Origin of the sequence: Ferrovibrio sp. MS7, assembly GCF_038404985.1 — a bacterium.
Classification (GTDB): Bacteria; Pseudomonadota; Alphaproteobacteria; order Ferrovibrionales; family Ferrovibrionaceae; genus Ferrovibrio; species Ferrovibrio plantarum.
The window spans coordinates 36,296-60,687 of the sequence record NZ_JBBKBA010000003.1 but is presented as its reverse complement, the minus strand read 5'-3'; the positions used below and the strand labels follow the sequence as shown (position 1 = coordinate 60,687).

The following is a 24,392-nucleotide window of genomic DNA, read 5'->3' as shown; positions in this document are numbered from 1 at the left end:
ATTTCGTATGAAACAATCTTGTGCTTTTTTAGTTCTTGAGTCCGACTCGTCTTTTGCATTGCAAATATTTGCAGCTCTGCTGTGCAATATACGTAGGTTTGCATCCTGAAGGAAATTGCGCCTTGAAAAAGTACCAAGGCAATTCACCCAGAACCTCGGCGCCAAGCTCGACAGCCCGAAGGCGAAGTAAGCCTTGTCCGTCACCCTCGCGCCAGCCCTTCGGGCCTGTGCGTCCGCGAACGCCGTTCGGCGTTCGCGCGCTTACAGGGTCCCATTTTTATGAATCCAAATGGGATCCCCGCCTTCGCGGGGATGACAGCCGGGCTAATCAGCCCAATGCCGTCTCGCGGCGATCAAGCATCGCGACGGTGAGGAACTTGGCCGGATCGACGGCCTGGGTGCCACGGCGGATTTCAAAGTGAAGCTGCGGCTGGTCGACACCGCCGGACGAACCGACGGTGGCAATGGCCTGGCCACGCGTTACCTTCTGACCCTTCTGCACCAGCACGCGGTCGAGATGGGCATAGGCGGTGATCCAGCCATCGGCATGGCGCACCAGCACCAGATTGCCGAAGCCGCGCACTTCGCTGCCGGAATAGACCACCACGCCATTCTCCGCCGATATTACGGCGGAACCGGCACGGGCGGCGATGTTGATGCCGTCATTGTGCATGCCGTCCGGCTTCTGGCCAAAGGTCGAGAGGATGCGGCCACGCACTGGCCAGGCAAAGGTGCGGCCGGCGCGCGGCGGCGGCTCGTCATCGGCACGGGGCGCGCCGGGGAAAGTCTGCGGCGGCATGGCGACAGCAGCCGGGGTCGGGGCCATCACCGGCGCGGCGGGCATCGACGGAGCAGCAACCGGAGCCGTAACTGAGGCCTGGGCAACGGCAGGAGCCGGGGCTTGAGCAACGGGCGCCTGTGCAACCGGCTGCGGTTCCGGCTCGGCCTGGGCTTGGGCCTGGGCAACAGCCTCCTCGCGCACCGGTTCGCTGGCCGGCGCGGCCTTCGGCGCGGCGGCAACCACCGGCGCAGCGACGGCAGTAGCTACCGGGGCGGACTTGGCGGCAGCAGTCTGGCGCGCGGCCGGCTGGGCCGTCGGCGACGGCAATTCCTCCACCATCACGCCGGTGCCGCTGAGGGCCGGCGCCACCGGGGCCGGTGACAAGGCGTAGGAAGACTGGGCCAAGCCGCTGGAACTCCGGGCCGCCGGTGCAGGCGCAGCCGCGACGACAGCCGGCGCCTCGCGCTGCACGACATGCACGCGGTCATTGCTTACGGCACCGCCCGGCAGATGCAGGCGCTGGCCGATTTGCAGATTGTAGGGTTCCTGCAGGCCGTTGGCGTCGATCAGGGCGCGGGCCGAAATATTGTGCTGGCGCGCCAGGCCATAAAGCGTATCGCCGCGCTGCACGGTGATATCGCCGCCGGCACTATCGGCCGCAGCCATGGCCACGGGTGCCGGTGCGGTACGGCGGCTGGCATAGGCCGGCTGCTGCTCCTGGGCCGGGCCGAGGCGGTGATTGAAGGTGACGGGGGCCGGCGGCTGCTGGCCGCAGGCGCCAAGCAATAGGGCGACGGCCGGGACAACGAAACGCAGGCTCTTGAGGTTCGAACCAATGACCACCGGAGCACCCTCTTGCAGGAATCGACTCGTGCTTATAGCCCGGGGTTGGTTGCGGAACCGTTAACCCGCGTTAACCGTAGCGGTCTTCCTTCCAGGGATCGCCTTCATTGTGATAGCCGCGCACTTCCCAATAGCCCGGCGCGTCGCGGTCGAGGAAGGCGATATGCTTCACCCATTTCGCGGATTTCCAGAAATACCAGCGCGGCATCACCACCCGCACCGGGCCGCCATGCTCGCGGGTGATCGGCGCCCCTTCCCAGCTATGGGCTAGCAGCACGTCCGGCGCGCTGAAATGCTCCAGCGTCACATTCGTCGCATAACCGTCATAGCTCTGGAAAACGACAAACTTCGCTTCCGGGCGCGGCTTCACCAGTTTCAGCAGATCGACAGTGCGCACGCCGGCCCAGTGGTTGTCATAGCGTGACCAGGCGGTGACGCAGTGGATATCCGAGAGCGTCTCGGTCTGCGGCAGGTCGAGAAAGGCATTCCAGTCCAGCTTCACCGGATTGGCCACCAGGCCGCCTACGCTGAGCTGCCACTTGTCTAGCAGGATATTCGGCTGCACGCCGAGATCGAGCACCGGCCAGTCGCGCACCTGGCGCTGGCCCGGCGGCAGCCGGCGGGTCAGTTGCGGCGCGTCCTTCTCACCCGTCAACAAACGGCCATCCTTGGCCCATTGCTGCTTGCTGGCAATCAGCTTGTCCTTGATCTTGCCGACCAGGGTGGGCTTGTAGTCGTTGCCGCTCATGCCTGCCTCGCCTCGCTTCGCCTCAGTCCCGCGCGCGCAGCAGCCTCTGCTTCTCGCGGTTCCAGTCGCGCTCCTTCTCGGAATCGCGCTTGTCGTGGAGCTTCTTGCCGCGCGCCAGGGCCAGTTTCACCTTGGCCAGACCGCGCTCGTTGAAATATAGGGACAGCGGCACCAAGGTCACGCCGCCCCGCTTCAGGCTCCCGATAAGTTTACTGATCTCCTTGCGCTTCAACAGCAGCTTGCGCCCCCGGCGCGGCTCATGGTTGAAGCGGTTGGCGCCGGCATATTCCGGGATATAGGCGTTCACCAGGATGATCTCGCCATCGACTTCCTCGGCGTAGGAATCCTGGATATTGGCGCGGCCGGTGCGCAGGCTTTTTACCTCCGAACCAACCAGCACGATACCGGCATCAAACGTCTCGTCGAGGTGATAGTCGTAGCGCGCGCGCCGGTTGTCGGCCACCGTCTTGGATTGGCCGGCGCGCGGAGCGGCTGCCATGGCTGCTTACTTCTTCTTGCGCGGCTTCTTGATGCCGGCTGCCGCCAGGGCCGCCTTCACCTTGGCCTGGGTGTCCTTGGTGATCGGCGCCAGCGGCAGGCGCACATCGGCCTGGCAGATGCCGAGAAGCTGGGCGGCATACTTCACCGGCGCCGGGTTCGGCTCGACGAACAGGGCGGTGTGCAGCGGCAGCAGCTTTTCCATGATCGCCTGCGCCTTGGCGTGATCGCCGGCCAGGCTGGCTTCCTGCATCCGCGCCACCGGTCCCGGCGCGATATTCGCCGTCACCGAGATGCAGCCGACGCCGCCATGGGCGTTGAAGGCCAGCGCCGTGGCATCGTCGCCATCGAGCTGGCAGAACTTCTCGCCAGCAGCCGCACGCATGCGCAGCGGGCGCAGGATGTCGCCAGTGGCATCCTTCACGCCGGCAATGCGCGGCAGCTTGGCCAGAGCCGCCATGGTTTCGACGCTCATGTCGATCACGCAGCGCGGCGGGATGTTGTAGATGAAGATCGGAATGCGGGTGGCATCATGCAGCGCCTTGTAATGCGCATAGAGGCCAGCCTGGTTCGGCTTGTTGTAATACGGCGTCACCACCAGCACGGCATCAGCGCCGGCCTTCTTGGCATGCTTGGTCAGTTCGATCGCCTCGGCGGTGGAATTCGAGCCCGCGCCGGCCATCACCGGCACGCGGCCACGCGCCACTTCGATGCAGAGTTCGATCACACGCTTGTGTTCGTCATGGCTGAGCGTCGGCGATTCACCGGTGGTGCCGCAGGGCACCAGGCCATGGGTCCCCTCCGTGATCTGCCATTCGACCAGATCACCGAAGGCGCGCTCGTCCACCTTGCCGTTCTTGAACGGGGTGATCAGCGCGACAAAAGAGCCCTTGAACATGAGCGAGTTCCTCGAAAATAAAACAGTCACGGAGCGGCGAACATAAACGCCGAACCGGGCAACGGCAAGCGCCCTGCCGCTGTTGCAGCGCACCGTCGGCGGGCCGATACTGCTGCGAAATTGCACCCTTACATCAGGAACATACATGGATTTGCTGCCTCACCTCGTCGCGCTCGCCGGCATGCATCTGCTGATGGCCATGGTGCCGGGTCCGAACACCGTTGTGGTAAGCCACTTTTCCGCCGCCCGGTCGCGGCGCGATGGACTGGCGGCGATGGCCGGCGTGGTGCTGGCCTCGCTGCTCTGGGTGGCCTTAAGCCTCGCCGGCATCGGCCTGCTGCTGCTGGAGGCCGGGGCGCTCTACCGCCTGCTGCGGCTGCTCGGCGCCGCCTACCTGCTCTATGTCGCCTTCCGCCTGCTGCGCAGCGCCTTACGGCGGCAGGACGCGGCGACCGCGCCGCCGGCACTCGGCTGGCTCGGCCAGCGGCCCTTTGCCGCTGGCCTCGTCACCACGCTCAGCAACCCGAAATCGGCGGTGTTCTGGACCAGCGTTTTCGCCATCGCCCTGCCCGCCACGCCGCCGGCCTGGTTCTATGCCGCCGTGATCGCGGTGATCGCGGTGCAGTCGGCCTTCTGGTACGGACTTGTGGCGCTGCTGCTCTCCACCGGCATCGCGCGCCAGGGCTATGCCCGCATCGCACGCTGGCTGGATGGCCTGGCCGGCCTCGCCATGCTGGGGCTGGGCCTCAAGCTGGGCGATGAAGTGCGGCGCGAACTGGCCTTGCGCCTGCCCTAGTCTGGGGTGATTTAGGGGCAGAACGGGTTTGGCCCCCGGCGCCTGAAATGCTAGGCTGCGCAAGATGCTTAGCCGATTCAACCACGCACCCGCCCTGATTGCCCTGCTGGCCTTGGCCGGTATTGCGGCAACACCGGCGCGCGCCGCCGAGCCGGTGCCGGTCAGCACCACGGCGCCTAAACCGGCAGCCAAGCCCACCGCAGCGGTAAAGCCAGCCCCCAAGCCCGCTACCGCCAAGCCGGCGGCACCGGGCAAGACCAACAAGGAAGCCGCGAAGAAAACCGAACCCAAAAAGGACAGCGCCGCCAAGCCAGCCGCCAAAGCCGCCGCCGGTGCGGCTGTGGCCGGCGCCGCCCTGGCGCCTGCCATCCTGCTCAGCCAGGCCGACCAGTCCTGGGGCCGCGAGGCGATGCGGGAAGCCAAGGCCGGCAAGTTCGACAAGGCGCGCGAGGCGGCGGCTAAGGCGAAAGACCCGCTGGTCGGTCGCCTGGTGCATTGGCTGTGGCTGCAGACGCCGAATTCCGGCGCCCCCTTCGAGGCCATCGCCGAATTCATCGAGAAGTCGCCCGACTGGCCGGCGCGCGAAGCCCTGCTGCGCCGGGCCGACGAAAGCATCAACGAAGCCGTGGGCGATACGCGGATCATCCAATGGTACACCCAGCGGCCGCCGGAAAGCGGGCTCGGCTGGCTGCGCTATGCCGAGGCCCTGGATCGCCAGAGCCGCAGCGCCGAAGCCCTGGTGGCGGTGCGCAAGGCCTGGACAGACGGCAACCTGTCGCTGCGCGACGAGAACGACGTGTGGCGCGAATTCGGTAACCGGCTGACCCCGGCGGAAAATGCCGCCCGCCTCGACCGCCTGCTGTGGGATGCGCAATACGATGCCGCCCGCCGCATGCTGCCGCGTGTTGATGGCGAGGCAAAGATTCTCGGCGAAGCTCGCCTGGCCCTGGCTTTGCGCACACCCGCTGCCGACAAGATCGCCGCCATGCTGCCACAGAAGCTGCGCGAGGATGGCGGCCTGGCCTATGAGCAGATGCGCTGGAACCGCCGCGAGGGCAAGGACGATATCGTCGAGAGCCTGCTCTACAACGCGCCCGATGAACTCGGCCGCGCCGAGAAATGGTGGGTGGAGCGGCATTTCCGCGCCCGCAAGGCGCTGATCGACGGCCGCATCTCGGAAGCCTACCGCCTTGCCTCCAACCATGGCCTTTCCGGCGGCGCGAGCTATGCCGAAGCGGAATGGCTGGCCGGCTGGATCGCGCTGCGCCTGCTGCAGGAACCGCAGATCGCGGTGAAGCATTTCGCCGCCTTGCAGAGCAATGTGCGCACGCCGGTAAGCCAGTCGCGCGCCGGCTACTGGCTTGGCCGCACCTACACCATCACCGGCGACCAGGCCCAGGCGCGGCACTGGTATGCACAAGCCTCCAAGCACGCCACCACATTCTACGGCCAGCTTGCCACCTTCGCGCTGGACCCCAAGGCACGGCTGCAATTGCCCGATGATCCCGAACCGAGTGCGGCGGCGATTGCGCAATTCGACAAGCGCGAAGTGGTGCGCGCCGCCAAGATACTGGTCGAACTCGGCCAGGAGGACCGGCTGCGGCCCTTCATTCTCCGCCTCGCCCATACCGCCGACACGCTGGAAGAACACCAGCTTGCCGCCCGCCTGGCCCGCATGCTCAACCGCGTCGACCTTGCCGTTGCCGCCACCAAGCGCTCCGCGCGCTATGCCGGCCTGAGCCTGGTGCGCGAAGCCTTCCCGCTGGTCGAGCCGATGGCGCAGACCGCGACGCCGGAAACCGCCCTGGTGCTGGCCGTGGCGCGGCAGGAAAGCGAGTTCAACCAGCATGCCGTGTCGCCGGTCGGCGCCCGCGGTCTGATGCAGCTCATGCCCGCCACCGCCAAGGGCGTGGCCAAGGAAGTGAAGCAACCCTATTCCCCGGCCAAGCTGACCGACGACGCGCATTACAACGTGCGGCTCGGCAGCCATTATCTCGATGGCCTGCTGCGCAACTGGGACCACAACTACATCCTGGCGCTGGTGAGCTACAATGCCGGCGAGGCGCGGGCACGGAAATGGATCAAGGATTGGGGCGACCCGCGCTATGAAAGCATCGATGCGGTCGACTGGATCGAACTGATCCCGTTCTCCGAGACGCGCAACTATGTGCAGCGCGTGCTGGAAGGCGTGCAGGTCTATCGCGCCCTGCTGCGCGGCGCGGCACCCACTGCCGACCGCCTGCAAGCCGATCTGCGCGGCCTGCCGCGCAAGGCCTGCGCCGCCGCGACCTGCTGACGCCATGATAAAGGCGTGCATCTTCGACGCCTATGGCACGCTGTTCGATGTCAACGCTGCCGCGCGGCAATTGAGCGCCGAGATCGGCCCCGGCTGGGCGCAGCTTGCCGAGACCTGGCGCGCCAAGCAGCTCAACTACACCTGGCTGCGCAGCCTGATGGGCCAGCATGCCGATTTCGAGCAGGTGACCGGCGAAGCCCTGGATTTCGCCCTGGCCGCGCAAGGCATCCGCAATCCCGGCCTGCGCCAGCGCCTGATGCAGCTTTATGTGAAGCTGGAAGCATTCCCCGAAGCGCCCGGCCTGTTGCACCGGCTGAAAACCGCCGGGCTGACCACCGGCATTCTCTCGAACGGCTCGCCGTCCATGCTGGAAGCCGCCTGCACCAGCGCCGGCATCGATAACTTGTTGGATCATGTCATCTCGATCGAGGAAGCCGGCATCTACAAGCCGGATATGCGGGTGTACAAGCTCGTCACCGACCGGCTTGGGCTGAGCCCCGATGAAGTCGCGTTCCATTCCTCGAATGGCTGGGATGCCCATGGCGCGAAATGCTTCGGCTTTCGCGTGCTGTGGATCAACCGCGCCGGCCAGCCGAAAGAGGGCCTGCCGCATGCCCCCGACCATGAACTGAAAAGCCTGGACGATGTGCCAGCCATTCTGGGGATCGCCTGATGCGCTGGCTGGTGGCCCTGCTGCTGCTGCTGCTATTCGCTGCCCCTGCCCTGGCGCAGCCGGCGCCGGAAGCCGCCACGGGCCGTGCTGAAAAAGCCGAAGCCACCGCGCAGCGCCAGATGGTGGCGGCGGCGCATCCGCTGGCCGCCGAGGCCGGCCTTGCCATGCTGCGCCAGGGCGGCAGCGCCATCGACGCGGCAGTCGCCGTGCAGATGATGCTCAACCTCGTCGAGCCGCAATCCTCAGGCATCGGCGGCGGCGCGCTGATCCTCTACTGGGATAACACCAACAAGCAACTGCATGCCTTTGATGGCCGCGAGACCGCGCCGGCTGCCGCGACGCCGCGCCGGTTCCTGAAACCGGATGGCACGCCGCTGCCCTTCCGCGAGGCGGTGTTCAGCGGGCTATCGACCGGCGTGCCCGGCGCGGTTGCCGCCCTGGAACTGGCGCACAAGGCCCATGGCAAGCTGCCCTGGGCAACGCTGTTCCAGCCGGCCATCACCCGCGCCGAGGCCGGCTTCAAGGTGACGCCGCGCCTCGCCGGCCTTTTGAAACTTGAACAACGCCTGTGGCAAGATGCGGCAGCCGCAGCGCTCTACTATCCCGGCGGCGAACCTTTGCAGGTCGGCGCCAGCTTGCGCAATCCGGCGCTGGCCGAAAGCCTCAGGCGCGTTGCCACTGACGGCGCCCGCGCGTTACAAAGCGGCCCACTAGCCCAGGCGATGCTAACGGCACTGCAGGCCCGCGGCAGCGACATGACGGCAGCCGACCTTGCCGGCTACGAGGCCAAGCGGCGACCCGAACTCTGCGGCACATTCCGGCTCTACAAGATCTGCGGCTTCGGTCCGCCGAGTTCGGGCGGCATCGCCGTACTGCAAATCCTCAGCATCCTGGAAGCCCTCGATCCCAGCCCGTCGACCCGGCTCGAGACCGCCGACCTGCACCGGTTGGCGGAAGCCAGCCGGCTCGCCTTCGCCGACCGCAACCTCTATGTGGCGGACAGCGACTTTCTGCCGGTGCCGGTGGCCGGGCTGATCGACAAGGCCTATCTCGCCGAACGCGCCCGGCTGGTGCGCCCCGATGCCAGCCTCGGCAGTGCCCAGCCCGGTGAGCCGCCCGGCCGGCGCGGCGCGTTGCCCGGCAATGCGCCGCATGATGGCCCGCCCGGCACCAGCCATGTCTCCATCGTCGATGCCTGGGGCAATGCGCTGAGCATGACCACCACCATAGAGGATGTCTTCGGCGCGCGCCTGATGGTCGGCGGCTTCCTGCTCAACAACCAGCTTACCGATTTCTCTTTCCTGCCGGAACAGGATGGCCGCGCCGTGGCGAACCGGGTCGAGGCCGGCAAGCGGCCGCGCAGTTCGATGTCGCCCACTCTGGTCTTTGCCCCGACTGGAGACCTGCTTGGTGTCGCCGGCTCGCCAGGCGGCAGCCAGATCATCGGCTATGTGGCGCAGACCCTGCTGCTGCTGCTCGACAAGGGCTATGGCCCGCAGGCCGCCGTGGCCTTGCCGCATATCGGCAGCCGCAACGGCCCGACCGAGATCGAAGCCGGCGCCGATCCCGCTTGGGCCGAGGCGCTTGGGCGCTTGGGCCACAAGACCCAGACCCTGGAAATGACCAGCGGCCTGCATGTAATCTGGCGCCGCGCCGGCGGGCTGCTTGCCGGCGGAGCCGATCCACGCCGTGAAGGCGTGGCGCTCGGCGACTGATTACCGCCAGAAAGTCTCGAGGAAACCGCCATGAACGCGCCCGTCACCCTGCCGCCCCTGCCCACTGTCGCGGATGTGGAGGCGGCGGCGAAACGCCTGCGCGGTATCGCGGCGCCGACGCCGCTGGTGGAAAGCCCGCTGCTGAATGAAATCCTCGGCTGCCGCCTGTTCGTGAAGGCCGAGACTTTGCAGCTTACCGGCTCGTTCAAGTTCCGCGGCGCCTATAACCGCCTCTGTCAGCTTTCAGCCGACGAGCGCAAGCGTGGCGTAGTCGCCTTCTCGTCCGGCAACCATGCCCAGGGCGTCGCCTATGCCGCCAAGCTCTGCGGCCTGCCGGCGGTGATCGTGATGCCATCCGACGCGCCGCAGATCAAGGTGGCGAATACCCGCGCCTATGGCGCCGAGGTGGTGCTTTACGACCGCTGGAAGGAAAGTCGCGAAGGCATCGCCACCAAGTACATGCAGGATCGCGGCATGGTGCTGGTGCCGCCCTTCGATGATCCGCATATCATCTGCGGCCAGGGCACCGTGGGCCTGGAAGTGGATGCCCAGCTTGCCGAGCGCGGCCTGGTGCCGGATATCATCACCGCCGGCTCGTCGGGCGGCGGCCTGATCTCCGGCATCGCGCTGGTGATGGAATCACGCCACCCGAAAACCGAGGTCTATGCTGGCGAGCCCAAGGATTTCGACGACATCACCCGCTCGCTCAGTGCGGGCAGCAAGCAGAAGGTGGCTGCTGATGCACCGCCGAGTTTCTGCGACGCGCTGATGGCGCCGACGCCGGGCGACATCACCTTCGCCGTGATGCGCCGCGTGCTGAAGGGCGGTATTACCGCCAGCGACGCGGAAGTCGAAGTCGCGATGGCCACTGCCTTCCACTATCTCAAGCTGGTGATCGAGCCGGGCGGTGCTGCGGCCCTCGCCGCGCTGCTGCATCGCCGCGACATGATAAAGGGCAAGACCGTGGTCGCCGTGGCCTCTGGCGGCAATGTCGATGCCGCGCTGTTCTCACAGATCCTGGCGCGCACGGCACCGATTTCCTGAATCCGCAACCTGTCAGTCGAGAGACCCTAGGGAGAGACAAATGACAGAAGCCTTCATCTGCGATGCTATTCGCACCCCCATCGGCCGCTACGGCGGCGCGCTCAGTTCGGTACGCGCCGACGATCTCGGCGCCATTCCGATCAAGGCGTTGATGCTGCGCAATCCCAGCGTCGACTGGAGCCAGGTCGACGACGTCACCTATGGCTGTGCCAACCAGGCCGGCGAAGACAACCGCAACGTGGCGCGCATGTCGCTGTTGCTGGCCGGTCTGCCCGACAGCATCCCCGGCGCCACCGTGAATCGCCTCTGCGGTTCCGGCATCGAGGCAACATCCGCCGCTGCCCGCGCCATCCGCACCGGCGAGGCCGATCTCTGCATCGCCGGCGGCGTCGAGAGCATGAGCCGCGCGCCCTTCGTGATGGGCAAGGCGGAAAGCCCGTTCTCGCGCACGGCGGAAATATACGACACCACCATCGGCTGGCGCTTCGTCAATAAACTGATGAAGCAGAAGTATGGCGTCGATTCCATGCCGGAGACGGCGGAGAATGTGGCCGAGCAGTTCCAGATCAACCGCGCCGACCAGGATGCCTTCGCGCTGCGCAGCCAGCAGCGCGCCATCAACGCGCAGCGGCTCGGCCTGTTCGAGGCCGAGATCACCCCGGTGACGATCCCGAGCCGCAAGGGCGATCCGACCGTTGTGGACCGCGACGAGCATCCGCGCGATACCACCATCGAGGCGCTGGCCAAGCTGCCGACCCCGTTCCGCCAGGGCGGCACGGTCACGGCGGGCAATGCGTCCGGCGTCAATGATGGCGCCTGCGCCATCCTGCTGGCCTCCGATCATGCCGCGCGCCGCCATGGCCTCACCCCGCGCGGCCGCATCATCGCCACCTCCACTGCCGGCGTGGCGCCGCGCATCATGGGCTATGGCCCGGTGCCGGCCACCGAGAAGGTGCTGGCCAAAGCGGGCTTGAGCATCCGCGACATGGATGTGGTTGAACTGAATGAGGCTTTTGCGGCCCAGGCGCTGGCCGTGATGCGTGGCCTCGGCCTGCCCGACGATGCCACCTACGTAAATCCGAATGGCGGCGCCATCGCGCTCGGCCATCCGCTCGGCATGAGCGGCGCACGGCTAATCACCACGGCACTGAACCAACTCGAGCGTACCGGTGGCCGTTACGCGCTCTGCACCATGTGCATCGGCGTCGGCCAGGGCATCGCCATGATTATCGAACGGGTATGAGCATGAGCAAGACTGCCATCGGCGCATTGCACCATATCGGCCTCGCAATTCCCGACCTCGACGCGGCAGTCTTGCAGTACAGCAAAATCCCAGGCGCCATGGTTGGCCCGGAATTCACCATTCCGGGCCTCGCCTACCGCCTGGTTTATGTCGAGATTGGCGGCGCCAAGCTGGAACTGGTGCAGCCCACCACCACGACCAGCACGGCGGCGCGCTATCTTGAGAGCCATCCGCAAGGCGGTGTCTATCACCTCGCCTATCTGGTGGAGGATGTCCGTGCCGCTGCCGCCAATCTGGTGGCGCAAGGCGCGGCCATCGTCGGCCCGTCAGAGCCGCGCATCGAGGGCGATGGCCACCACGTGCTGGTGGTGGATGCGCGCCAGACGCATGGCACCATGATCGAACTGCGCCAGGCGCCTTAGAATCACCCCTTATGCACCGGCCCCAGCGGCTTCAGCTTGATGCCTGAGCGCAGGCGCTTGTAGGGCAGTGTTTCGGCGCGTTCGATGAAGGCGCCGGGGCTTTCCACGATCAGGATGTCATGGGCGATATCGGTGAAGTCGCCGCGGAAATGCACGGTGCTTTTCAGGCCGAGAATCTGGCGCTGCACAGGTTCGATGCCGAGATGGCGGTACATCTCCTTGTCCGCCGCCTGCACGCGGGTGGATGACACCACGGTATCGACGCCATTGCAGCGCAAGAGCGCCATCGGCCCGAGATTCATCCGCGTACCACCATAGAACGGCCCGGTGCAGAGAAAGCGGCCATCGCCGGTCTTGGCCACGGTATAGCGCTGGCGATAGGGCTTGGAGCCGGCGAACAGCTTGCCACCGAGCGGGAAATCGATGCTGCTGCCCTCGCCGGCCTGATGCGCCGCCAGCGCCGCTTCCGGATCGAACATCAGGCAGAGTGCCGCATCCGGCACGCCGGCCTCCACCATGGCCTGCAGCAGCCCGGTGGTGTCGCAGGTGGCGCCGGCACCGGGATTGTCCTGCACATCGGCCAGCACGATCGGCTTTTTGGCGCCGCCGGTGATCAGCCGGCGCGCTTCCTCGATGGCTTCATGCGGCTTCAGCAGCCGCGTGGCGAATTCATTCTCACGCTCGGTGATATGGCGGGCCAGGGCATCGGCGGCCTTGTCGGCGGCTTCCTGGCTGTCGGCATAGGCAAACACCGCCGGGCCACATTCGCGGATATCCGCCGGGTGGAAGCCGGGGGTGAAGCTCATCGACGAGACGCCGCCGAATTCCATTTCCTGGATGCGGTCATAGATGCTCTTGCATGGCTCGATGAAGGTGCATTGCGCGGTCAGCGGGATCAGGAAGGGCAGCCGGCGCATCGCCTTGGCCTGGCGCGGCCGCTCGCGGCTCAACAGCTTGGCGAGATGCTTGGCGACGCGGCCACCGGTAACGGCCATGTCGAGATGCGGATAGGTGCGGTAGGCGATCAGCACATCCGCCTCGCGCAGCATCACCTCAGTCATGTTGCAATGCAGGTCCAGGCTGACCACGACCGGCAGGTCCGGCCCGACGATGGCACGGATGCGGCGCAGCAACTCGCCCTCGCCATCCTCGAAATGCTCCGTCACCATGGCGCCATGCAGGTCGAGATAGACCGCGTCGATGCGGCCGCGCAGGGCCGCGATGCCGTCGCAGATCAGCTTAGCGACATACTCGAAGGCCTCGACCGTGACATAGGACGACGGCTGTGCCGCCGCCCAGGCAATCGGCTCCAGCGCCATGCCAAGGCTGGTCGCGGCGTTTATGAAGCCGCCAATCGGGATATTGGCTGGCGGGAAAACATCCAGGATGTCCTTGCCCATGGTCAGGGCGGGCCAGCCCTCGCCGTCGATGAACTTTTTCAGTTCGGCCTTCTGCGGCGCGAAGGTGTTGGTCTCATGCTGGAAGCCGGCAATGGCTACGGTAAAGGGCATGCGGGGCGCGTCCTGTTATCGGATCGTTGGCAGACGAATGATTATGCAGGCCACACCCTCAGAGGCAACAAAAAAGGGCGCCTTGAATAGGCGCCCTTCCCTGCCGTCATAGCAGCAATGCCGAAAACTCAGATGTCCGCGTAAACGTGGGTTTCCTTGGCGGCGCCCGGATGGGTCACGGCGCCATGGGCGGCGGTCGACACGGTCTGGGAATACTTCCAGATGGTGCCCGACTGGAATTCATGCTTGCGCGGCTTCCACTTCTTCTTGCGCTCAGCGAATTCCTTGGCCGACACGTTCACGCTCAGCACGCCCTTCTCGGCGTCGATGGTGATGATGTCGCCATTCTTGATCAAGGCAATGGGACCGCCGACGGCAGCTTCCGGGCCGACATGGCCGACGCAGAAGCCACGGGTGCCGCCGGAGAAGCGGCCATCGGTGATCAGCGCCACCTTCTCGCCCATGCCCTGGCCGTAGATGGCGCCGGTGGTGGCGAGCATTTCGCGCATGCCGGGGCCGCCCTTCGGGCCTTCATAGCGGATGACGATGACATCGCCTTCCTTGTACTTGCGCGCCTGCACGGCGGCGAAGGCATCTTCCTCGCAGTCGAAGACGCGGGCCGGGCCAACATGCTTCAGCTTCTTCAGGCCGGCCACCTTCACGATGGCGGCTTCCGGCGCCAGGTTGCCCTTGAGGCCGACCACGCCGCCGGTCGGGCTGAGCGGGTTGGTGATCGGACGGATGACGTCCTGGTTCTTCGGGAACTTCACGCCCTTGAGGTTCTCGGCAATGGTCTTGCCGGTAACGGTGATGCAGTCGCCATGCAGGTAGCCGCCATCGAGCAACTGCTTCATCACCACCTGCACGCCGCCGACCTCGTAGAGGTCCTTGGCGACATACTTGCCGCCCGGCTTGAGGTCAGCGATGTAGGGCGTGCGCTTCATGATGCGGGCCACGTCCTCGAGGTCGAACTTGATGCCGCATTCGCTGGCGATGGCCGGCAGATGCAGACCGGCATTGGTGCTGCCGCCGGTGGCCGCCACGATCATGGCGGCATTCTCCAGCGCCTTGCGGGTGACGATGTCGCGCGGGCGAAGATTGCGCTTGATCAGCTCCATCACCATCTTGCCCGAGGCATAGCCGTAATCGTCGCGGTTCTCATACGGCGCCGGGGCGCCGCTGGAACCCGGCAGCGCCAGGCCGATGGCTTCGGAAATGCAGGCCATGGTGTTGGCGGTGAACTGGCCGCCGCAGGAGCCGGCCGACGGGCAGGCAACGCATTCCAGTTCGTGCAGCTCGTCCTCGTTCATGGTGCCTGCGGCGACCTGGCCCACGGCCTCGAACACATCGACGATGGTGACGTCGCGATTCTTGAAGCGGCCAGGCAGGATCGAGCCGCCATAGACGAACACGGAGGGCACGTTCAGGCGCACCATAGCCATCATCAGGCCGGGCAGCGACTTGTCGCAGCCGGCGAAACCGACCAGGGCGTCGTAGCAATGGCCGCGCACCGAGAGTTCAACCGAGTCAGCGATCACTTCGCGGCTGACCAGCGAGGCCTTCATGCCCTGGTGGCCCATGGCGATGGCGTCAGTAACGGTGATGGTGGTGAATTCGCGCGGCGTGCCGCCGGCGGCCTTCACGCCGGCCTTGGCCTTCTGCGCCTGGCGGCCGAGCGAGATATTGCACGGCGCCGACTCATTCCAGGTGGTGACCACGCCGACCAGCGGTTGGTAGATCTCCTCCTCCTTCATGCCCATCGCATAGTAGAAGCTGCGGTGCGGTGCACGTTCGGGGCCGACACTGACGAAACGGCTGGGCAGCTTGGATTTGTCGAAGCCGTTCGTCTTCGCCTTCGCTTTCGATTTCGCGGCAGGCTTCTTGGGGGCGGCGGCTTTCTTGGACTTGCCCTTCATGGCTCTGGTTTCTCCCTAAGCTACGGAAACTGGCTGGTTCGCGGCGGAGCATAGCCAGAGCCCGGGGCTGCCGCCAGTCCTAGGCCACTGGAGCAGCGCAGGAATCCTGGTTTCATTCCGTGGTATAAGGCAGCGTGATGGGGAGCATCATGGGGGAAAATGCCAGAGAATCTAAAATACCGGCAGCGTAAATCCGGGCCAGTGCGACTGCTGGCCATGCTTGTGCTGCTGCTGGCCGTGGCCGGCGGCGGCTTCCTGCTTTGGCGGCAGAATTTCGCCACCGGCGACGGCCCGCGCTACCGCATTGCAAAAGTCGAGCGCGGCAGCGTTGTCGCCAGCGTTTCCGCCTCCGGCACGCTGGCGCCGGTGACCCAGGTGCAGGTCGGCAGCCAGGTATCCGGACAGGTCAAGGAAATCCTGGCGGACTTCAACTCCGAGGTCCGCGCCAACCAGGTGATCGCCCGCATCGACCCGGAATCCTTCGAGGCCCGCGTCGCCCAGGCCGCCGCCGAGCTTGAGGTGGCGCAGGCCGCCGTGCTGATGCAGCGCGCCAGCCTGGACCGCGCGCGCACCGACACCCAGCGCGCCGAGATCACCCGCGTCGATGCCGAGCGCGAATACAGCCGCAAGCGCGACCTGGCGGATCGCGGCGTCGGCTCCACCGCCGACAAGGACCGCCAGGAGGCCAATGCGCTGGGCGCCCAGGCGCAGGTGCAGGGCGCGCGCGCCGCCACCACCATGGCCGAGGCGCAGCTTGCCAATGCCGTGGCCGCCGTGCGCCAGCGCGAGGCCGCCCTGCGCCAGTCGCGCATCGACCTGGAGCGCACCTATATCCGTTCACCGGTCGATGGCGTGGTTATCCTGCGCAATATCGACGCCGGCCAGACCGTGGCCGCCAGCCTGCAGGCGCCGATCCTGTTCACCATCGCCGAGACATTGACCAAGATGCAGGTGGAAACCAGCGTCGATGAGGCCGATATCGGCCGGCTCAGCGAGAGCATGGCCGCAACCTTCACAGTGGACAGCTTGCCCGGCCGCACCTTCGAGGGCCAGATCCGCCAGATCCGCAAATCGCCGCAAGTGGTGCAGAATGTGGTGACCTATACAGTGGTGATTGCCGCCGACAACCCGGACCTCAAACTGCTGCCGGGCATGACCGCGAATGTCCGCATTGTCGTGGAACAGCGTGCCAATACCCTGAAGCTGCCCAATGCCGCGCTGCGGTTCCGGGCGCCGGCGGGTGTTACCATCGAGGCCGCCGGTGGCAGCCAGCCGGCAGTGGCGGCAAACGCCTCCCAGGGCACCGGTTTGCAGGCCGTGCGCGAACGGCTGGTGCGCGAGTTGCAGCTCAACGACGCCCAGGCCCAGGCGCTGGACGATGCGTTCAACGAGCTGCGCGGCAGGATCGCCGCCCTCGGACCTGACTTGAATGAAAACCAGCGCCGCGCCGCCATTGAACGGCTACGCGCCGAGAACCGGCACAAGATCGCCGCCATGCTGACGCCGGAACAGCGCCAGCGCTATCAGGCCATGGCGCCCGCTGCCGGTACGAATGCGGCGCGCGGCAGCGATGGCCGCGCCTACCAGGCCAAGGGTGCCGGACTGGTCAGCCACAGCCTGCGCATCGGTATCAGCGATGGCAGCTTCACCGAGATCATCGGCGGCAGCTTGAAGGAAGGCGATGAAATCGTGATCGGGGTGCAGGGTGCCGTATCGTCTGGCTCGGGCGGCGGCAACGCACCGCGCCTGCGGCTCTGAACCCGACGCCATGAGCGCCCTCATCGAAGTGGCCGGCCTACGCAAGGTGTTCCGCCTCGGCGACAACGAGGTGTTGGCGCTGGCCGGCATCGACGTGAGCATCGCGCGCGGCGATTTCGTCGCCGTGATGGGGCCGTCCGGCTCGGGCAAATCCACCTTCATGAACATGGTCGGCTGCCTCGATTCACCCACCGGCGGCTCCTACCGCCTGGATGGCGAGGATGTTGCCGCCATGGACGAGGATGCCCGCGCCGACCTGCGCAACCGGCTGCTCGGCTTCGTGTTCCAGAGCTTCAACCTGCTGCCGCGCACCACGGCGCTGGACAATGTGGCTTTGCCCCTGCTCTACCGCCGTGGCGCCGCCATGCCGGCAGCCGAACGCCGTGCGCGGGCTGCCGGGCGCCTCAAGGAAGTCGGCCTTGCCGAACGCGGCCACCATCAACCCTCGCAGCTTTCCGGCGGTCAGCAGCAGCGCGTCGCCATTGCTCGCGCCCTGGTCAACGATCCGGCCCTGCTACTCGCCGACGAGCCAACCGGCGCGCTGGACAGCCGCACCTCGGTGGAGATCATGGCGCTGTTCCAGGCGCTGAACCAGCGCGGCATCACCATCGTGCTGGTGACCCATGAGCCGGATATCGCCGCCTATGCCAGCCGCAAGCTGCTGTTCCGCGATGGCAAATTGGTGAGCGACGAGCGCAACCCGGCCCCGCGCCAGGCAGCGGAGGAATTATGAGCCCGCTCGCCAGCCTGCTGGTCGCGCTCCGCGCGCTGCGCGTCAACATGCTGCGCTCCGGCCTCACCATGCTCGGCATCGTGATCGGCGTGGCCGCCGTGATCACCATGGTGGCGGTGGGCGAAGGCGCGCAGGAGCGCGTGCGCGAACAGATCAAAAGTCTCGGCTCCAACCTGATCGTGATCCTCTCTGGCGCTGTCACCAGCGGCGGCGCCCGGCTCGGTTTCGGCTCACAGCTCACCATCACCGAGGATGACGGCTATGCCATCGCCCGCGAGGTCGATCTGGTGCAGGCAGCGGCGCCGGTGTCGCGCGGCACGGCGCAGATCGTGTTCGGCAATCAGAACTGGTCCAGCGTGGTCATGGGCATCACGCCGGATTACCTGGATGTGCGCGATTGGGAAATGGCCAGTGGCCGTAGTCTCGCCCAAGAGGAAATCGACAGCGCCGCCAAGGTGGTGCTGCTGGGCCAGACGGTGGCCAACAACCTGTTCGGCGATGCCGACCCCATCGAGCAGACCATCCGCATCCGCAAGGTGCCGTTCACGGTGATCGGCGTGCTGGCCAAGAAGGGCCAGAGCATGCAAGGTCAGGACCAGGACGACGTGGTGCTGGTGCCGATCAGCACCGCGCGCAAGCGCCTGCTCGGCGGCCAGCAGGCACGCCAGCGCGCCGTGGTGGCGATTTCCGTGAAGGTGCATGATGGCGCCGACATGGCCGAGGCCGAGAGCCAGATCCGCGACCTGCTGCGCCAGCGCCATCGCCTGCAGCCGAACCAGGATGACGATTTCTGGCTGCGCAATCTCTCCGAGGTACTGGAGACGCAGCAGGCGGCGCAGCGCGTCATGGCCCTGCTGCTGGCCGCCGTGGCCTCGGTGTCGCTGGTGGTCGGCGGCATCGGCATCATGAACATCATGCTGGTCAGCGTCACCGAACGCACCCGCGAGATCGGCCTACGCATGGCGGTGGGCGCCCGGCGGCGCGACATCCTGGCGCAATTCCTGATCGAAGCCGTGACCCTGGCAGCGATCGGCGGCCTGATCGGCGTTGGCCTCGGCATCGGTGCCGCCATCGGCATCGCCTATTTCACCGACTGGCCGGTGCGCATCGCCCCGGCAGCGATTATACTGGCAGTGGGTTTCGCCGCCGCCGTGGGGGTGTTTTTCGGCTTCTATCCGGCCCGCAAAGCCTCGAGACTGGAACCCATGGAAGCCCTCCGCTTCGAATAAGCCCGCTTTTAACAGAGGTTGCAAAGCCCGAGAAAAATTAACCGCTGTTTAACATCCGTTAACGCTGATCTGACAAAATGTTGCCATGCGTTTCATGGCCGACATACCGGGCAACGCCCCGGGAGGCTTTTTTTCCGGTGGCTGCTTCATCGTGCTGACGCAGCTCGGCGATAGCTGGATTCTGCGTACCGTGCATGAGGATGTGGAGGCGGCCCAGGCCGAAGCCTTCCGCTGGCGCCGCATCTATGGCCCCGAACGCACCCGCATCGCCGCCGTGAATCAGGGGGGCAGCCAGGACCAGGCGCAGCCGGTACCGCCGGAAGCCACACCGGTCGCCACTCTGCCCATTACCAATCTGCCGGTGATCATCGACGTGGTGCCGGAACCGGCCAACGATATCGCCGGGGCCATGCCCAAACCAATGCCGCGGCCGACCAAAAGCCAGCAGCGCCGCCGCACCAGCGCATCCCCCAGCGAAGCCTCCCGCCCGCTCGGCTGGGGCGAAACCCTGTTGCGGGCGCTGATGCTGTATTTCGCCTATTCGCTGGTCAACCGCCTGCTCGACCTCGCCATCCTGATGCAGGGCGCCTAAACTTTTCGGATGCTCGACGTCATCTTCGCGATTCTGCCGATCTTCCTGCTGATCCTGATCGGCCTTGGCATGCGGCGCTGGAATTTTCCCGGCGAAGGCTTCTGGCCGCTGGCCGACCGCAGCGTCTATTTCCTGTTCTTCCCGGCGCTGCTGATCCACAACCTGGCGCGCGCCGATCTCGGCGACCTCGATCCCACCGGCCTGTTCGGCACGCTGTTCGGCTCGATCCTGCTGATCGCCGCCATCGGCTACGGCTTGCGCCGGCCTCTCAGGCTGGACGGCCCGGCCTTCACCAGCCTGTTCCAGGGCTCGATCCGCTTCAACACTTTCGTCGGCTTCGGTGCCGTGGCGGCTTTGGCCGGTAATGCGGGTATCACGCTCTATGCCGTGGTGATCTCGGTGGCAATCCCGGTGCTGAATATCCTCACCGTGCTGGTGATGATGCGGTTCGGCAGCCATGCCCAGGGCGGCGCCTCGCTGCGCGACCAGTTCTTTGCGCTGGCGAAGAACCCGCTGATCATCGCCTGCCTTGTCGGCATCTTCCTGAACCAGACCGGCATCGGCCTGCCGCGCGGCATCGACGCGGTGTTCAAGACACTCGGCGATGTCGCGGCCCCGCTCGGCCTGCTCACGGTCGGCGCCGCCTTGCAGCTTGACGCCCTGCGCCGGGGCGGCCCAGCGGTGGCGGCAACCCTGGTGCTGAAGCTGCTGCTTTATCCGGCGGCGATGTTCGGCCTCTCTCGGCTATGGCACCTCACCCTGCTCGAGACACAGGTGCTGGTGCTGTGGGCGATGCTGCCAACCTCAAGCGCCAGCTACATCCTGGCCCGCCAGATGGGCGGCGACGCGCCGCTGATGGCGGCGATTGTCACCGCCACCACGCTCGGCGCCTTCATCACCATGCCGATCCTGCTCGGCCTGATGGGGCTTTAGGCTTTGGGGAAATCGAGGCCCATGGCCTCGTAGCGCTCGGGATCGTCGCCCCAGTCGCCGCGCACCTTCACAAACAGAAAAAGATGCACGCGGCGCTCGAATTGTTCTTCCATCTCGCGCCGGGCATTGGCGCCGATGCGCTTGAGCATGGCACCACCCTCGCCGATGACGATCTTCTTCTGCGTCTCACGCTCAACAAAGATCACCTGGTTGATCTTGGCGGCGCCGTCCTTCTGGTCCTTCCAATCCTCGGTTTCCACCGTGGCGGCATAGGGCAGTTCCTGGCGCAGCGCGTTGAACAGCTTCTCGCGCGTGATCTCGGCGGCAAGGAAACGCATCGGGACGTCGGCAAGCTGGTCTTCCGGATAGAGCCAGGGGCCTTCAGGCATGCGGCGAGCAAGGTCGCGGCGCAGATCGCCGACGCCATCGCCCTTCTCCGCCGATATCATGAACGTGGCGGCGAAGGGGAAATCGTTGTTCATCGCCTGGGTCAGACCGAGCAGCTTCTCGCGCAGCAGCTTGTCCACCTTGTTCAGCGCCAGCACCACCGGCGTCTTCTGTTCCTTCAGGCGCTTGAGGATTTCGCGCGTCTCGTCGTCATAGCCGCGCGCCGCATCCACCACCAGCAGGATCACATCGGCATCATCCACGCCGCCCCAGGCCGCCTGCACCATGGCGCGGTCGAGCCGCCGCTTCGGCGCGAAGATGCCGGGCGTGTCCAGGAAGATGAGCTGCGTCTGGCCTTCCATGCCGATGCCGGTGATGCGCGCCCGCGTCGTCTGCACCTTGGAGGAGACAATGGAAATCTTGGCGCCGACCAAAGCGTTCAGCAAGGTCGACTTGCCGGCATTCGGTGCACCGACAATGGCGACATAGCCGCAAGTGGTGGGGGTTTCACTCATGTATTTTGCTCCAGACGGCGTAATAGCCGGCCGGCGGCTTCCTGTTCAGCAGCCCGCTTGGAGCCGCCCTTGCCCTGTTCCGGTTCGCCATCGCCCAGCGCCACTTCCACGGTGAAGCGCGGCTCATGCGGCGGACCTTCGATACCGGCCACCTGGTAGCGCGGCACATTCATGCCCCGCGCGGCGGCCCATTCCTGCAAGGCGGTTTTTGCGTCCTTGGCAGCGCCGGCATAGGAGGAATCGTCCAGGCGTGGCGCCATGTGGCGCGACACGAATTGCTCGGCGGCCGCCAGGCCGCCATCGAGATACAAAGCGGCGATCACCGCTTCCAGCGCATCGGCCAGGATCGCCGGCTTGCCGGCGCCGCCGGAATCGCGCTCGGAACGCGAAAGCTGGATATGCTCACCCAAGCCCAGATCCTGGGCGAAGCGCGCCAGGCTTTCCTGCCGCACCAATGCATTGTAGCGCAGCGCCAGTTCGCCGGCGGCGGCATCGGGAAACATCTTCGCCAGCAAGGTGGCAACGATCAGGCCGAGCACGCGGTCGCCGATGAATTCAAGCCGATTATAGTCGCGGGCGGCTTCCGCCTTGGCCGCACCGCGACGGGCCGACTTGGCGCGCGAGCGGCGCGGATTGGCCGAGGGATGCACCAGCGCCTCCTCCAGCAGTTTCGGCTCGCTGAAGCGATGGCCGAGCGTCTGCTGCAGGATGTCGAGGCCGGATTTTTGGGCGTCGTCCGACACGTCAGTGAATGCTGGTGAACATGCGCTCGAAGCGCCAGGCGCCGGGCCAGGTCCACGGCTTGAACAGCGAGGCCGAGCCATCCACCGACAGCCAGCGGATATTGGCGCGACCGACCAGGTTTTCCGCCGGCAGGAAACCGACGCCGCCATGGATCACCTGGAAGCGGCTATCCTGCGAATTGTCGCGATTGTCGCCCATCACGAAGAAATGGCCCGGCGGCACGGTAAAGACCGGGGTGTTGTCGCCTTCGCTGGTGCGCAGGTCGATGGTCATGTAGCTGCGGCCACCCGGCAGGGTTTCCTCATACTGGCGCTCGCGGCGCACCATGCCGAAACGGTCATGCAGTTCAAAATCGGCCACGCGGCGGCGCTGCACCCTCTCGCCGTTCAGCCATAATTCGCCATCGCGCATCTGCACCCGGTCGCCCGGCACGCCGATCACGCGCTTGATGTAATCCAGCGACGTGTCGCCGGGATAGCGGAACACGACCACGTCGCCGCGCTCCGGCTGGCCTTCCAGCACGCGGCCCTTGAACAGGTCCGGGCTGCCCGGCAGCGAAAAGCGCGAATAGCCGTAGGCGTATTTCGACACGAACAGGAAATCGCCGACCAGCAGGGTCGGCAGCATCGATTCAGACGGGATATGGAACGGCTCATAGGCAAAGGTGCGGATGCCGCCAGCAATCACCAGGGCATAGATCAGGGTCTGCAGGTTTTCCCACAGGCCCGTGCCCTGCTCGCGATCCGCCTTGCTCTTCGCCACTCGTTCACTCCTGCGCTACGCCACCGCCGGCGCCCAAGCCGGCGCGGCACAACCCACCGGCATACAGCCCGCTGGCAAGCGGCATCAAGCCCGCTGGCACTGGGCAAGTCAAGTGACCCAAGTGCCGCAGGCCAAGATATTGCCGCCAGTTAAGGCATTGATTTTATTTCAGGTATTTGGCTGAATCGGGGGCGCCGGCACGGCCGAGATGATGACCAGCGCCTGGGCCAGCGGCGGCTCGTCGGTGATGGTTATATCGATCTGCGCCACATGGCCGGGCGGCAGCAGGCTTTGCAGCCGCGCCAGGGCGCCGCCGCTGAGCTGCATGGTCGGCTTGCCGCCGGGCAGGTTCACCACCCCCATGTCGCGCCAGAACACGCCCTTACGAAAACCGGTACCAAGCGCCTTGGAACAGGCCTCCTTGGCGGCGAAACGCTTGGCATAAGAAGCGATGCGGGTGAGCGGCCGGCGTTCCGAGCGCGCCTTCTCGGTGGCGGTGAACACGCGGTTGAGGAAGCGGTCGCCGAAGCGGGCGATGGTCTTGTCGATCCGCCTGATGTCGATCAGGTCGGAGCCGATGCCAAGAATGGTCATGGCTCTGTCAGGCGCTGAGGCTGCGGTCGCCGCGCGCCGCATCCATCAATGCACGCATGCGGCGGATAGTGCCATCCAGGCCGCCGAAGATCGCCTCGCCGATCAGGAAATGGCCGATATTGAGTTCGACAACGGTAGGGATCGCGGCGATGGCGCCCACATTGTCGAAGCTCAGGCCATGGCCGGCATGGCATTCCAGGCCGAGTTCAGCGGCATAGTCGGCGGCCGCACGGATGCGGTTCAGCTCGGTCTCGCGCGCCGCGCCTTCCAGCTCGCAATAACGGCCGGTATGCAATTCCACCACCGGTGCGCCAAGCGCCTTGGCAACGGCAAGCTGCACCCGCGACGGCTCGATGAACAACGACACACGGATGCCGGCATCCACCAGCCGAGTGATGATCGGTGCCAGGTGATTATGCTGCGCGGCCGCATCCAGGCCGCCCTCGGTGGTGCGTTCCTCGCGGCGTTCCGGCACGATGCAGCAGGCATGCGGCTTGTGGCGCAGCGCGATGCCCAGCATCTCGGCGGTGGCGGCCATTTCCAGGTTCAGCGGCAGCTTGATCTCGGCCATCAGCCGGTCGATATCGCCATCCGAGATATGGCGGCGGTCTTCGCGCAGATGCGCCGTGATGCCATCGGCGCCGGCAGCCGCCGCCATGATCGCGGCGCGCACCGGATCGGGATGCTTGCCGCCGCGCGCGTTGCGGATGGTGGCAACGTGGTCGATATTGACGCCCAGCCGCAGCTTGCTCATCTCGTTA

At 66.0% G+C, this 24,392-nt stretch carries 23 protein-coding genes; 12 read left to right on the top strand and 11 right to left on the bottom strand.

Annotated features, from left to right (window positions below; all coding sequences use genetic code 11):
- Window positions 1-328 precede the first annotated feature (328 nt).
- The 4 genes from V6B08_RS18515 to dapA form a co-directional block, all read right to left on the bottom strand.
- Window positions 329-1,624 carry a peptidoglycan DD-metalloendopeptidase family protein gene (locus V6B08_RS18515; RefSeq protein WP_341983661.1) on the bottom strand — a complete coding sequence of 432 codons (1,296 nt, stop codon included), beginning with the start codon at window positions 1,622-1,624 and terminating at the stop codon, window positions 329-331.
- Window positions 1,625-1,694: 70 nt separating this feature from the next.
- The gene (locus V6B08_RS18510) at window positions 1,695-2,372 is read right to left on the bottom strand and encodes a sulfite oxidase-like oxidoreductase (protein ID WP_341983659.1); all 678 of its coding nucleotides are present in this window, start codon (window positions 2,370-2,372) and stop codon (window positions 1,695-1,697) included.
- A 22-nt stretch (window positions 2,373-2,394) separates the two neighbouring features.
- A complete protein-coding gene (gene smpB, locus V6B08_RS18505) occupies window positions 2,395-2,871 on the bottom strand; it encodes an SsrA-binding protein SmpB (RefSeq protein WP_341983657.1) in 477 nt (158 codons plus the stop codon).
- Window positions 2,872-2,877: 6 nt separating this feature from the next.
- Complete coding sequence (dapA, locus tag V6B08_RS18500; RefSeq protein WP_341983655.1) at window positions 2,878-3,768, bottom strand: 4-hydroxy-tetrahydrodipicolinate synthase; 891 nt, start codon at window positions 3,766-3,768, stop codon at window positions 2,878-2,880.
- A gap of 145 nt (window positions 3,769-3,913) precedes the next feature.
- Between dapA and V6B08_RS18495 the strand changes: the two genes are divergently transcribed.
- The 7 genes from V6B08_RS18495 (at window position 3,914) to V6B08_RS18465 (ending at window position 11,957) form a co-directional block, all read left to right on the top strand.
- A complete protein-coding gene (locus V6B08_RS18495) occupies window positions 3,914-4,564 on the top strand; it encodes a LysE family translocator (protein WP_341983653.1) in 651 nt (216 codons plus the stop codon).
- Between the two features lie 64 nt (window positions 4,565-4,628).
- Window positions 4,629-6,860, top strand: coding sequence for a lytic transglycosylase domain-containing protein (locus V6B08_RS18490; RefSeq protein WP_341983651.1), 2,232 nt, complete (start codon window positions 4,629-4,631; stop codon window positions 6,858-6,860).
- A gap of 4 nt (window positions 6,861-6,864) precedes the next feature.
- Entirely contained in the window at window positions 6,865-7,533 is a 669-nt protein-coding gene (locus V6B08_RS18485; protein ID WP_341983650.1) for a haloacid dehalogenase type II, read from the top strand.
- Window positions 7,533-9,248, top strand: coding sequence for a gamma-glutamyltransferase (gene ggt, locus V6B08_RS18480; protein WP_341983649.1), 1,716 nt, complete (start codon window positions 7,533-7,535; stop codon window positions 9,246-9,248). The genes V6B08_RS18485 and ggt overlap by 1 nt, the downstream gene beginning before the upstream one ends.
- Window positions 9,249-9,278: 30 nt before the next feature.
- Complete coding sequence (locus V6B08_RS18475) at window positions 9,279-10,292, top strand: threonine ammonia-lyase (protein WP_341983648.1); 1,014 nt, start codon at window positions 9,279-9,281, stop codon at window positions 10,290-10,292.
- A gap of 40 nt (window positions 10,293-10,332) precedes the next feature.
- Window positions 10,333-11,535 carry a 3-oxoadipyl-CoA thiolase gene (gene pcaF / locus V6B08_RS18470; protein WP_341983647.1) on the top strand — a complete coding sequence of 401 codons (1,203 nt, stop codon included), beginning with the start codon at window positions 10,333-10,335 and terminating at the stop codon, window positions 11,533-11,535.
- A 2-nt stretch (window positions 11,536-11,537) separates the two neighbouring features.
- On the top strand, window positions 11,538-11,957 hold the full coding sequence (locus V6B08_RS18465) for a VOC family protein (protein ID WP_341983646.1): 420 nt from the start codon (window positions 11,538-11,540) through the stop codon (window positions 11,955-11,957).
- Between the two features lie 2 nt (window positions 11,958-11,959).
- Here V6B08_RS18465 and V6B08_RS18460 read toward each other — a convergent pair whose 3' ends face one another.
- Entirely contained in the window at window positions 11,960-13,468 is a 1,509-nt protein-coding gene (locus V6B08_RS18460) for a M81 family metallopeptidase (protein ID WP_341983645.1), read from the bottom strand.
- A gap of 128 nt (window positions 13,469-13,596) precedes the next feature.
- Window positions 13,597-15,384 carry a dihydroxy-acid dehydratase gene (gene ilvD, locus V6B08_RS18455; protein WP_341983644.1) on the bottom strand — a complete coding sequence of 596 codons (1,788 nt, stop codon included), beginning with the start codon at window positions 15,382-15,384 and terminating at the stop codon, window positions 13,597-13,599.
- Window positions 15,385-15,600: 216 nt separating this feature from the next.
- Here ilvD and V6B08_RS18450 point away from each other — a divergent pair, with 216 nt between their 5' ends.
- From V6B08_RS18450 to V6B08_RS18430, 5 genes are all read left to right on the top strand, one after another.
- Window positions 15,601-17,142 (top strand): efflux RND transporter periplasmic adaptor subunit, encoded by a 1,542-nt coding sequence (locus tag V6B08_RS18450; protein WP_341983643.1) that lies wholly within the window; start codon window positions 15,601-15,603, stop codon window positions 17,140-17,142.
- Window positions 17,143-17,152: 10 nt separating this feature from the next.
- Window positions 17,153-17,875 carry an ABC transporter ATP-binding protein gene (locus V6B08_RS18445; protein ID WP_341983642.1) on the top strand — a complete coding sequence of 241 codons (723 nt, stop codon included), beginning with the start codon at window positions 17,153-17,155 and terminating at the stop codon, window positions 17,873-17,875.
- Window positions 17,872-19,104, top strand: coding sequence for an ABC transporter permease (locus V6B08_RS18440; RefSeq protein WP_341983640.1), 1,233 nt, complete (start codon window positions 17,872-17,874; stop codon window positions 19,102-19,104). Before V6B08_RS18445 ends, V6B08_RS18440 begins: the two co-directional genes overlap by 4 nt.
- Window positions 19,105-19,189: 85 nt before the next feature.
- Window positions 19,190-19,696 carry a hypothetical protein gene (locus V6B08_RS18435; RefSeq protein ID WP_341983638.1) on the top strand — a complete coding sequence of 169 codons (507 nt, stop codon included), beginning with the start codon at window positions 19,190-19,192 and terminating at the stop codon, window positions 19,694-19,696.
- A 9-nt stretch (window positions 19,697-19,705) separates the two neighbouring features.
- Window positions 19,706-20,629, top strand: coding sequence for an AEC family transporter (locus V6B08_RS18430; RefSeq protein ID WP_341983637.1), 924 nt, complete (start codon window positions 19,706-19,708; stop codon window positions 20,627-20,629).
- On the opposite strand, the gene era is transcribed toward V6B08_RS18430, so the two are convergent.
- The 5 genes from era to V6B08_RS18405 all read right to left on the bottom strand — a co-directional run bounded on the left by era (window position 20,626) and on the right by V6B08_RS18405 (window position 24,385).
- Window positions 20,626-21,531, bottom strand: coding sequence for a GTPase Era (gene era / locus V6B08_RS18425; protein WP_341983635.1), 906 nt, complete (start codon window positions 21,529-21,531; stop codon window positions 20,626-20,628). The two genes, V6B08_RS18430 and era, sit on opposite strands and share 4 nt — an antisense overlap.
- On the bottom strand, window positions 21,528-22,274 hold the full coding sequence (rnc, locus tag V6B08_RS18420) for a ribonuclease III (protein ID WP_341983634.1): 747 nt from the start codon (window positions 22,272-22,274) through the stop codon (window positions 21,528-21,530). The genes era and rnc overlap by 4 nt, the downstream gene beginning before the upstream one ends.
- Window position 22,275: 1 nt before the next feature.
- Window positions 22,276-23,037 (bottom strand): signal peptidase I, encoded by a 762-nt coding sequence (lepB, locus tag V6B08_RS18415; protein ID WP_341983633.1) that lies wholly within the window; start codon window positions 23,035-23,037, stop codon window positions 22,276-22,278.
- A 168-nt stretch (window positions 23,038-23,205) separates the two neighbouring features.
- Window positions 23,206-23,631 carry a holo-ACP synthase gene (gene acpS / locus V6B08_RS18410; protein WP_341983632.1) on the bottom strand — a complete coding sequence of 142 codons (426 nt, stop codon included), beginning with the start codon at window positions 23,629-23,631 and terminating at the stop codon, window positions 23,206-23,208.
- A 7-nt stretch (window positions 23,632-23,638) separates the two neighbouring features.
- Window positions 23,639-24,385 carry a pyridoxine 5'-phosphate synthase gene (locus V6B08_RS18405; protein WP_341983630.1) on the bottom strand — a complete coding sequence of 249 codons (747 nt, stop codon included), beginning with the start codon at window positions 24,383-24,385 and terminating at the stop codon, window positions 23,639-23,641.
- Between the last annotated feature and the right edge of the window lie 7 nt (window positions 24,386-24,392).

What these genes read in the sequence shown, in the direction of transcription:
- V6B08_RS18510 (WP_341983659.1), bottom strand. Translation starts at nt 2,372, where the DNA reads ATGAGCGGCAACGACTACAAGCCCACCCTGGTCGGCAAGATCAAGGAC.
- smpB (WP_341983657.1), bottom strand. Translation starts at nt 2,871, where the DNA reads ATGGCAGCCGCTCCGCGCGCCGGCCAATCCAAGACGGTGGCCGACAAC.
- dapA (WP_341983655.1), bottom strand. Translation starts at nt 3,768, where the DNA reads ATGTTCAAGGGCTCTTTTGTCGCGCTGATCACCCCGTTCAAGAACGGC.
- V6B08_RS18495 (WP_341983653.1), top strand. Translation starts at nt 3,914, where the DNA reads ATGGATTTGCTGCCTCACCTCGTCGCGCTCGCCGGCATGCATCTGCTG.
- V6B08_RS18490 (WP_341983651.1), top strand. Translation starts at nt 4,629, where the DNA reads ATGCTTAGCCGATTCAACCACGCACCCGCCCTGATTGCCCTGCTGGCC.
- V6B08_RS18485 (WP_341983650.1), top strand. Translation starts at nt 6,865, where the DNA reads ATGATAAAGGCGTGCATCTTCGACGCCTATGGCACGCTGTTCGATGTC.
- ggt (WP_341983649.1), top strand. Translation starts at nt 7,533, where the DNA reads ATGCGCTGGCTGGTGGCCCTGCTGCTGCTGCTGCTATTCGCTGCCCCT.
- V6B08_RS18475 (WP_341983648.1), top strand. Translation starts at nt 9,279, where the DNA reads ATGAACGCGCCCGTCACCCTGCCGCCCCTGCCCACTGTCGCGGATGTG.
- pcaF (WP_341983647.1), top strand. Translation starts at nt 10,333, where the DNA reads ATGACAGAAGCCTTCATCTGCGATGCTATTCGCACCCCCATCGGCCGC.
- V6B08_RS18465 (WP_341983646.1), top strand. Translation starts at nt 11,538, where the DNA reads ATGAGCAAGACTGCCATCGGCGCATTGCACCATATCGGCCTCGCAATT.
- V6B08_RS18460 (WP_341983645.1), bottom strand. Translation starts at nt 13,468, where the DNA reads ATGCCCTTTACCGTAGCCATTGCCGGCTTCCAGCATGAGACCAACACC.
- ilvD (WP_341983644.1), bottom strand. Translation starts at nt 15,384, where the DNA reads ATGAAGGGCAAGTCCAAGAAAGCCGCCGCCCCCAAGAAGCCTGCCGCG.
- V6B08_RS18450 (WP_341983643.1), top strand. Translation starts at nt 15,601, where the DNA reads ATGCTTGTGCTGCTGCTGGCCGTGGCCGGCGGCGGCTTCCTGCTTTGG.
- V6B08_RS18445 (WP_341983642.1), top strand. Translation starts at nt 17,153, where the DNA reads ATGAGCGCCCTCATCGAAGTGGCCGGCCTACGCAAGGTGTTCCGCCTC.
- V6B08_RS18440 (WP_341983640.1), top strand. Translation starts at nt 17,872, where the DNA reads ATGAGCCCGCTCGCCAGCCTGCTGGTCGCGCTCCGCGCGCTGCGCGTC.
- V6B08_RS18435 (WP_341983638.1), top strand. Translation starts at nt 19,190, where the DNA reads ATGCGTTTCATGGCCGACATACCGGGCAACGCCCCGGGAGGCTTTTTT.
- V6B08_RS18430 (WP_341983637.1), top strand. Translation starts at nt 19,706, where the DNA reads ATGCTCGACGTCATCTTCGCGATTCTGCCGATCTTCCTGCTGATCCTG.
- era (WP_341983635.1), bottom strand. Translation starts at nt 21,531, where the DNA reads ATGAGTGAAACCCCCACCACTTGCGGCTATGTCGCCATTGTCGGTGCA.
- acpS (WP_341983632.1), bottom strand. Translation starts at nt 23,631, where the DNA reads ATGACCATTCTTGGCATCGGCTCCGACCTGATCGACATCAGGCGGATC.
- V6B08_RS18405 (WP_341983630.1), bottom strand. Translation starts at nt 24,385, where the DNA reads ATGAGCAAGCTGCGGCTGGGCGTCAATATCGACCACGTTGCCACCATC.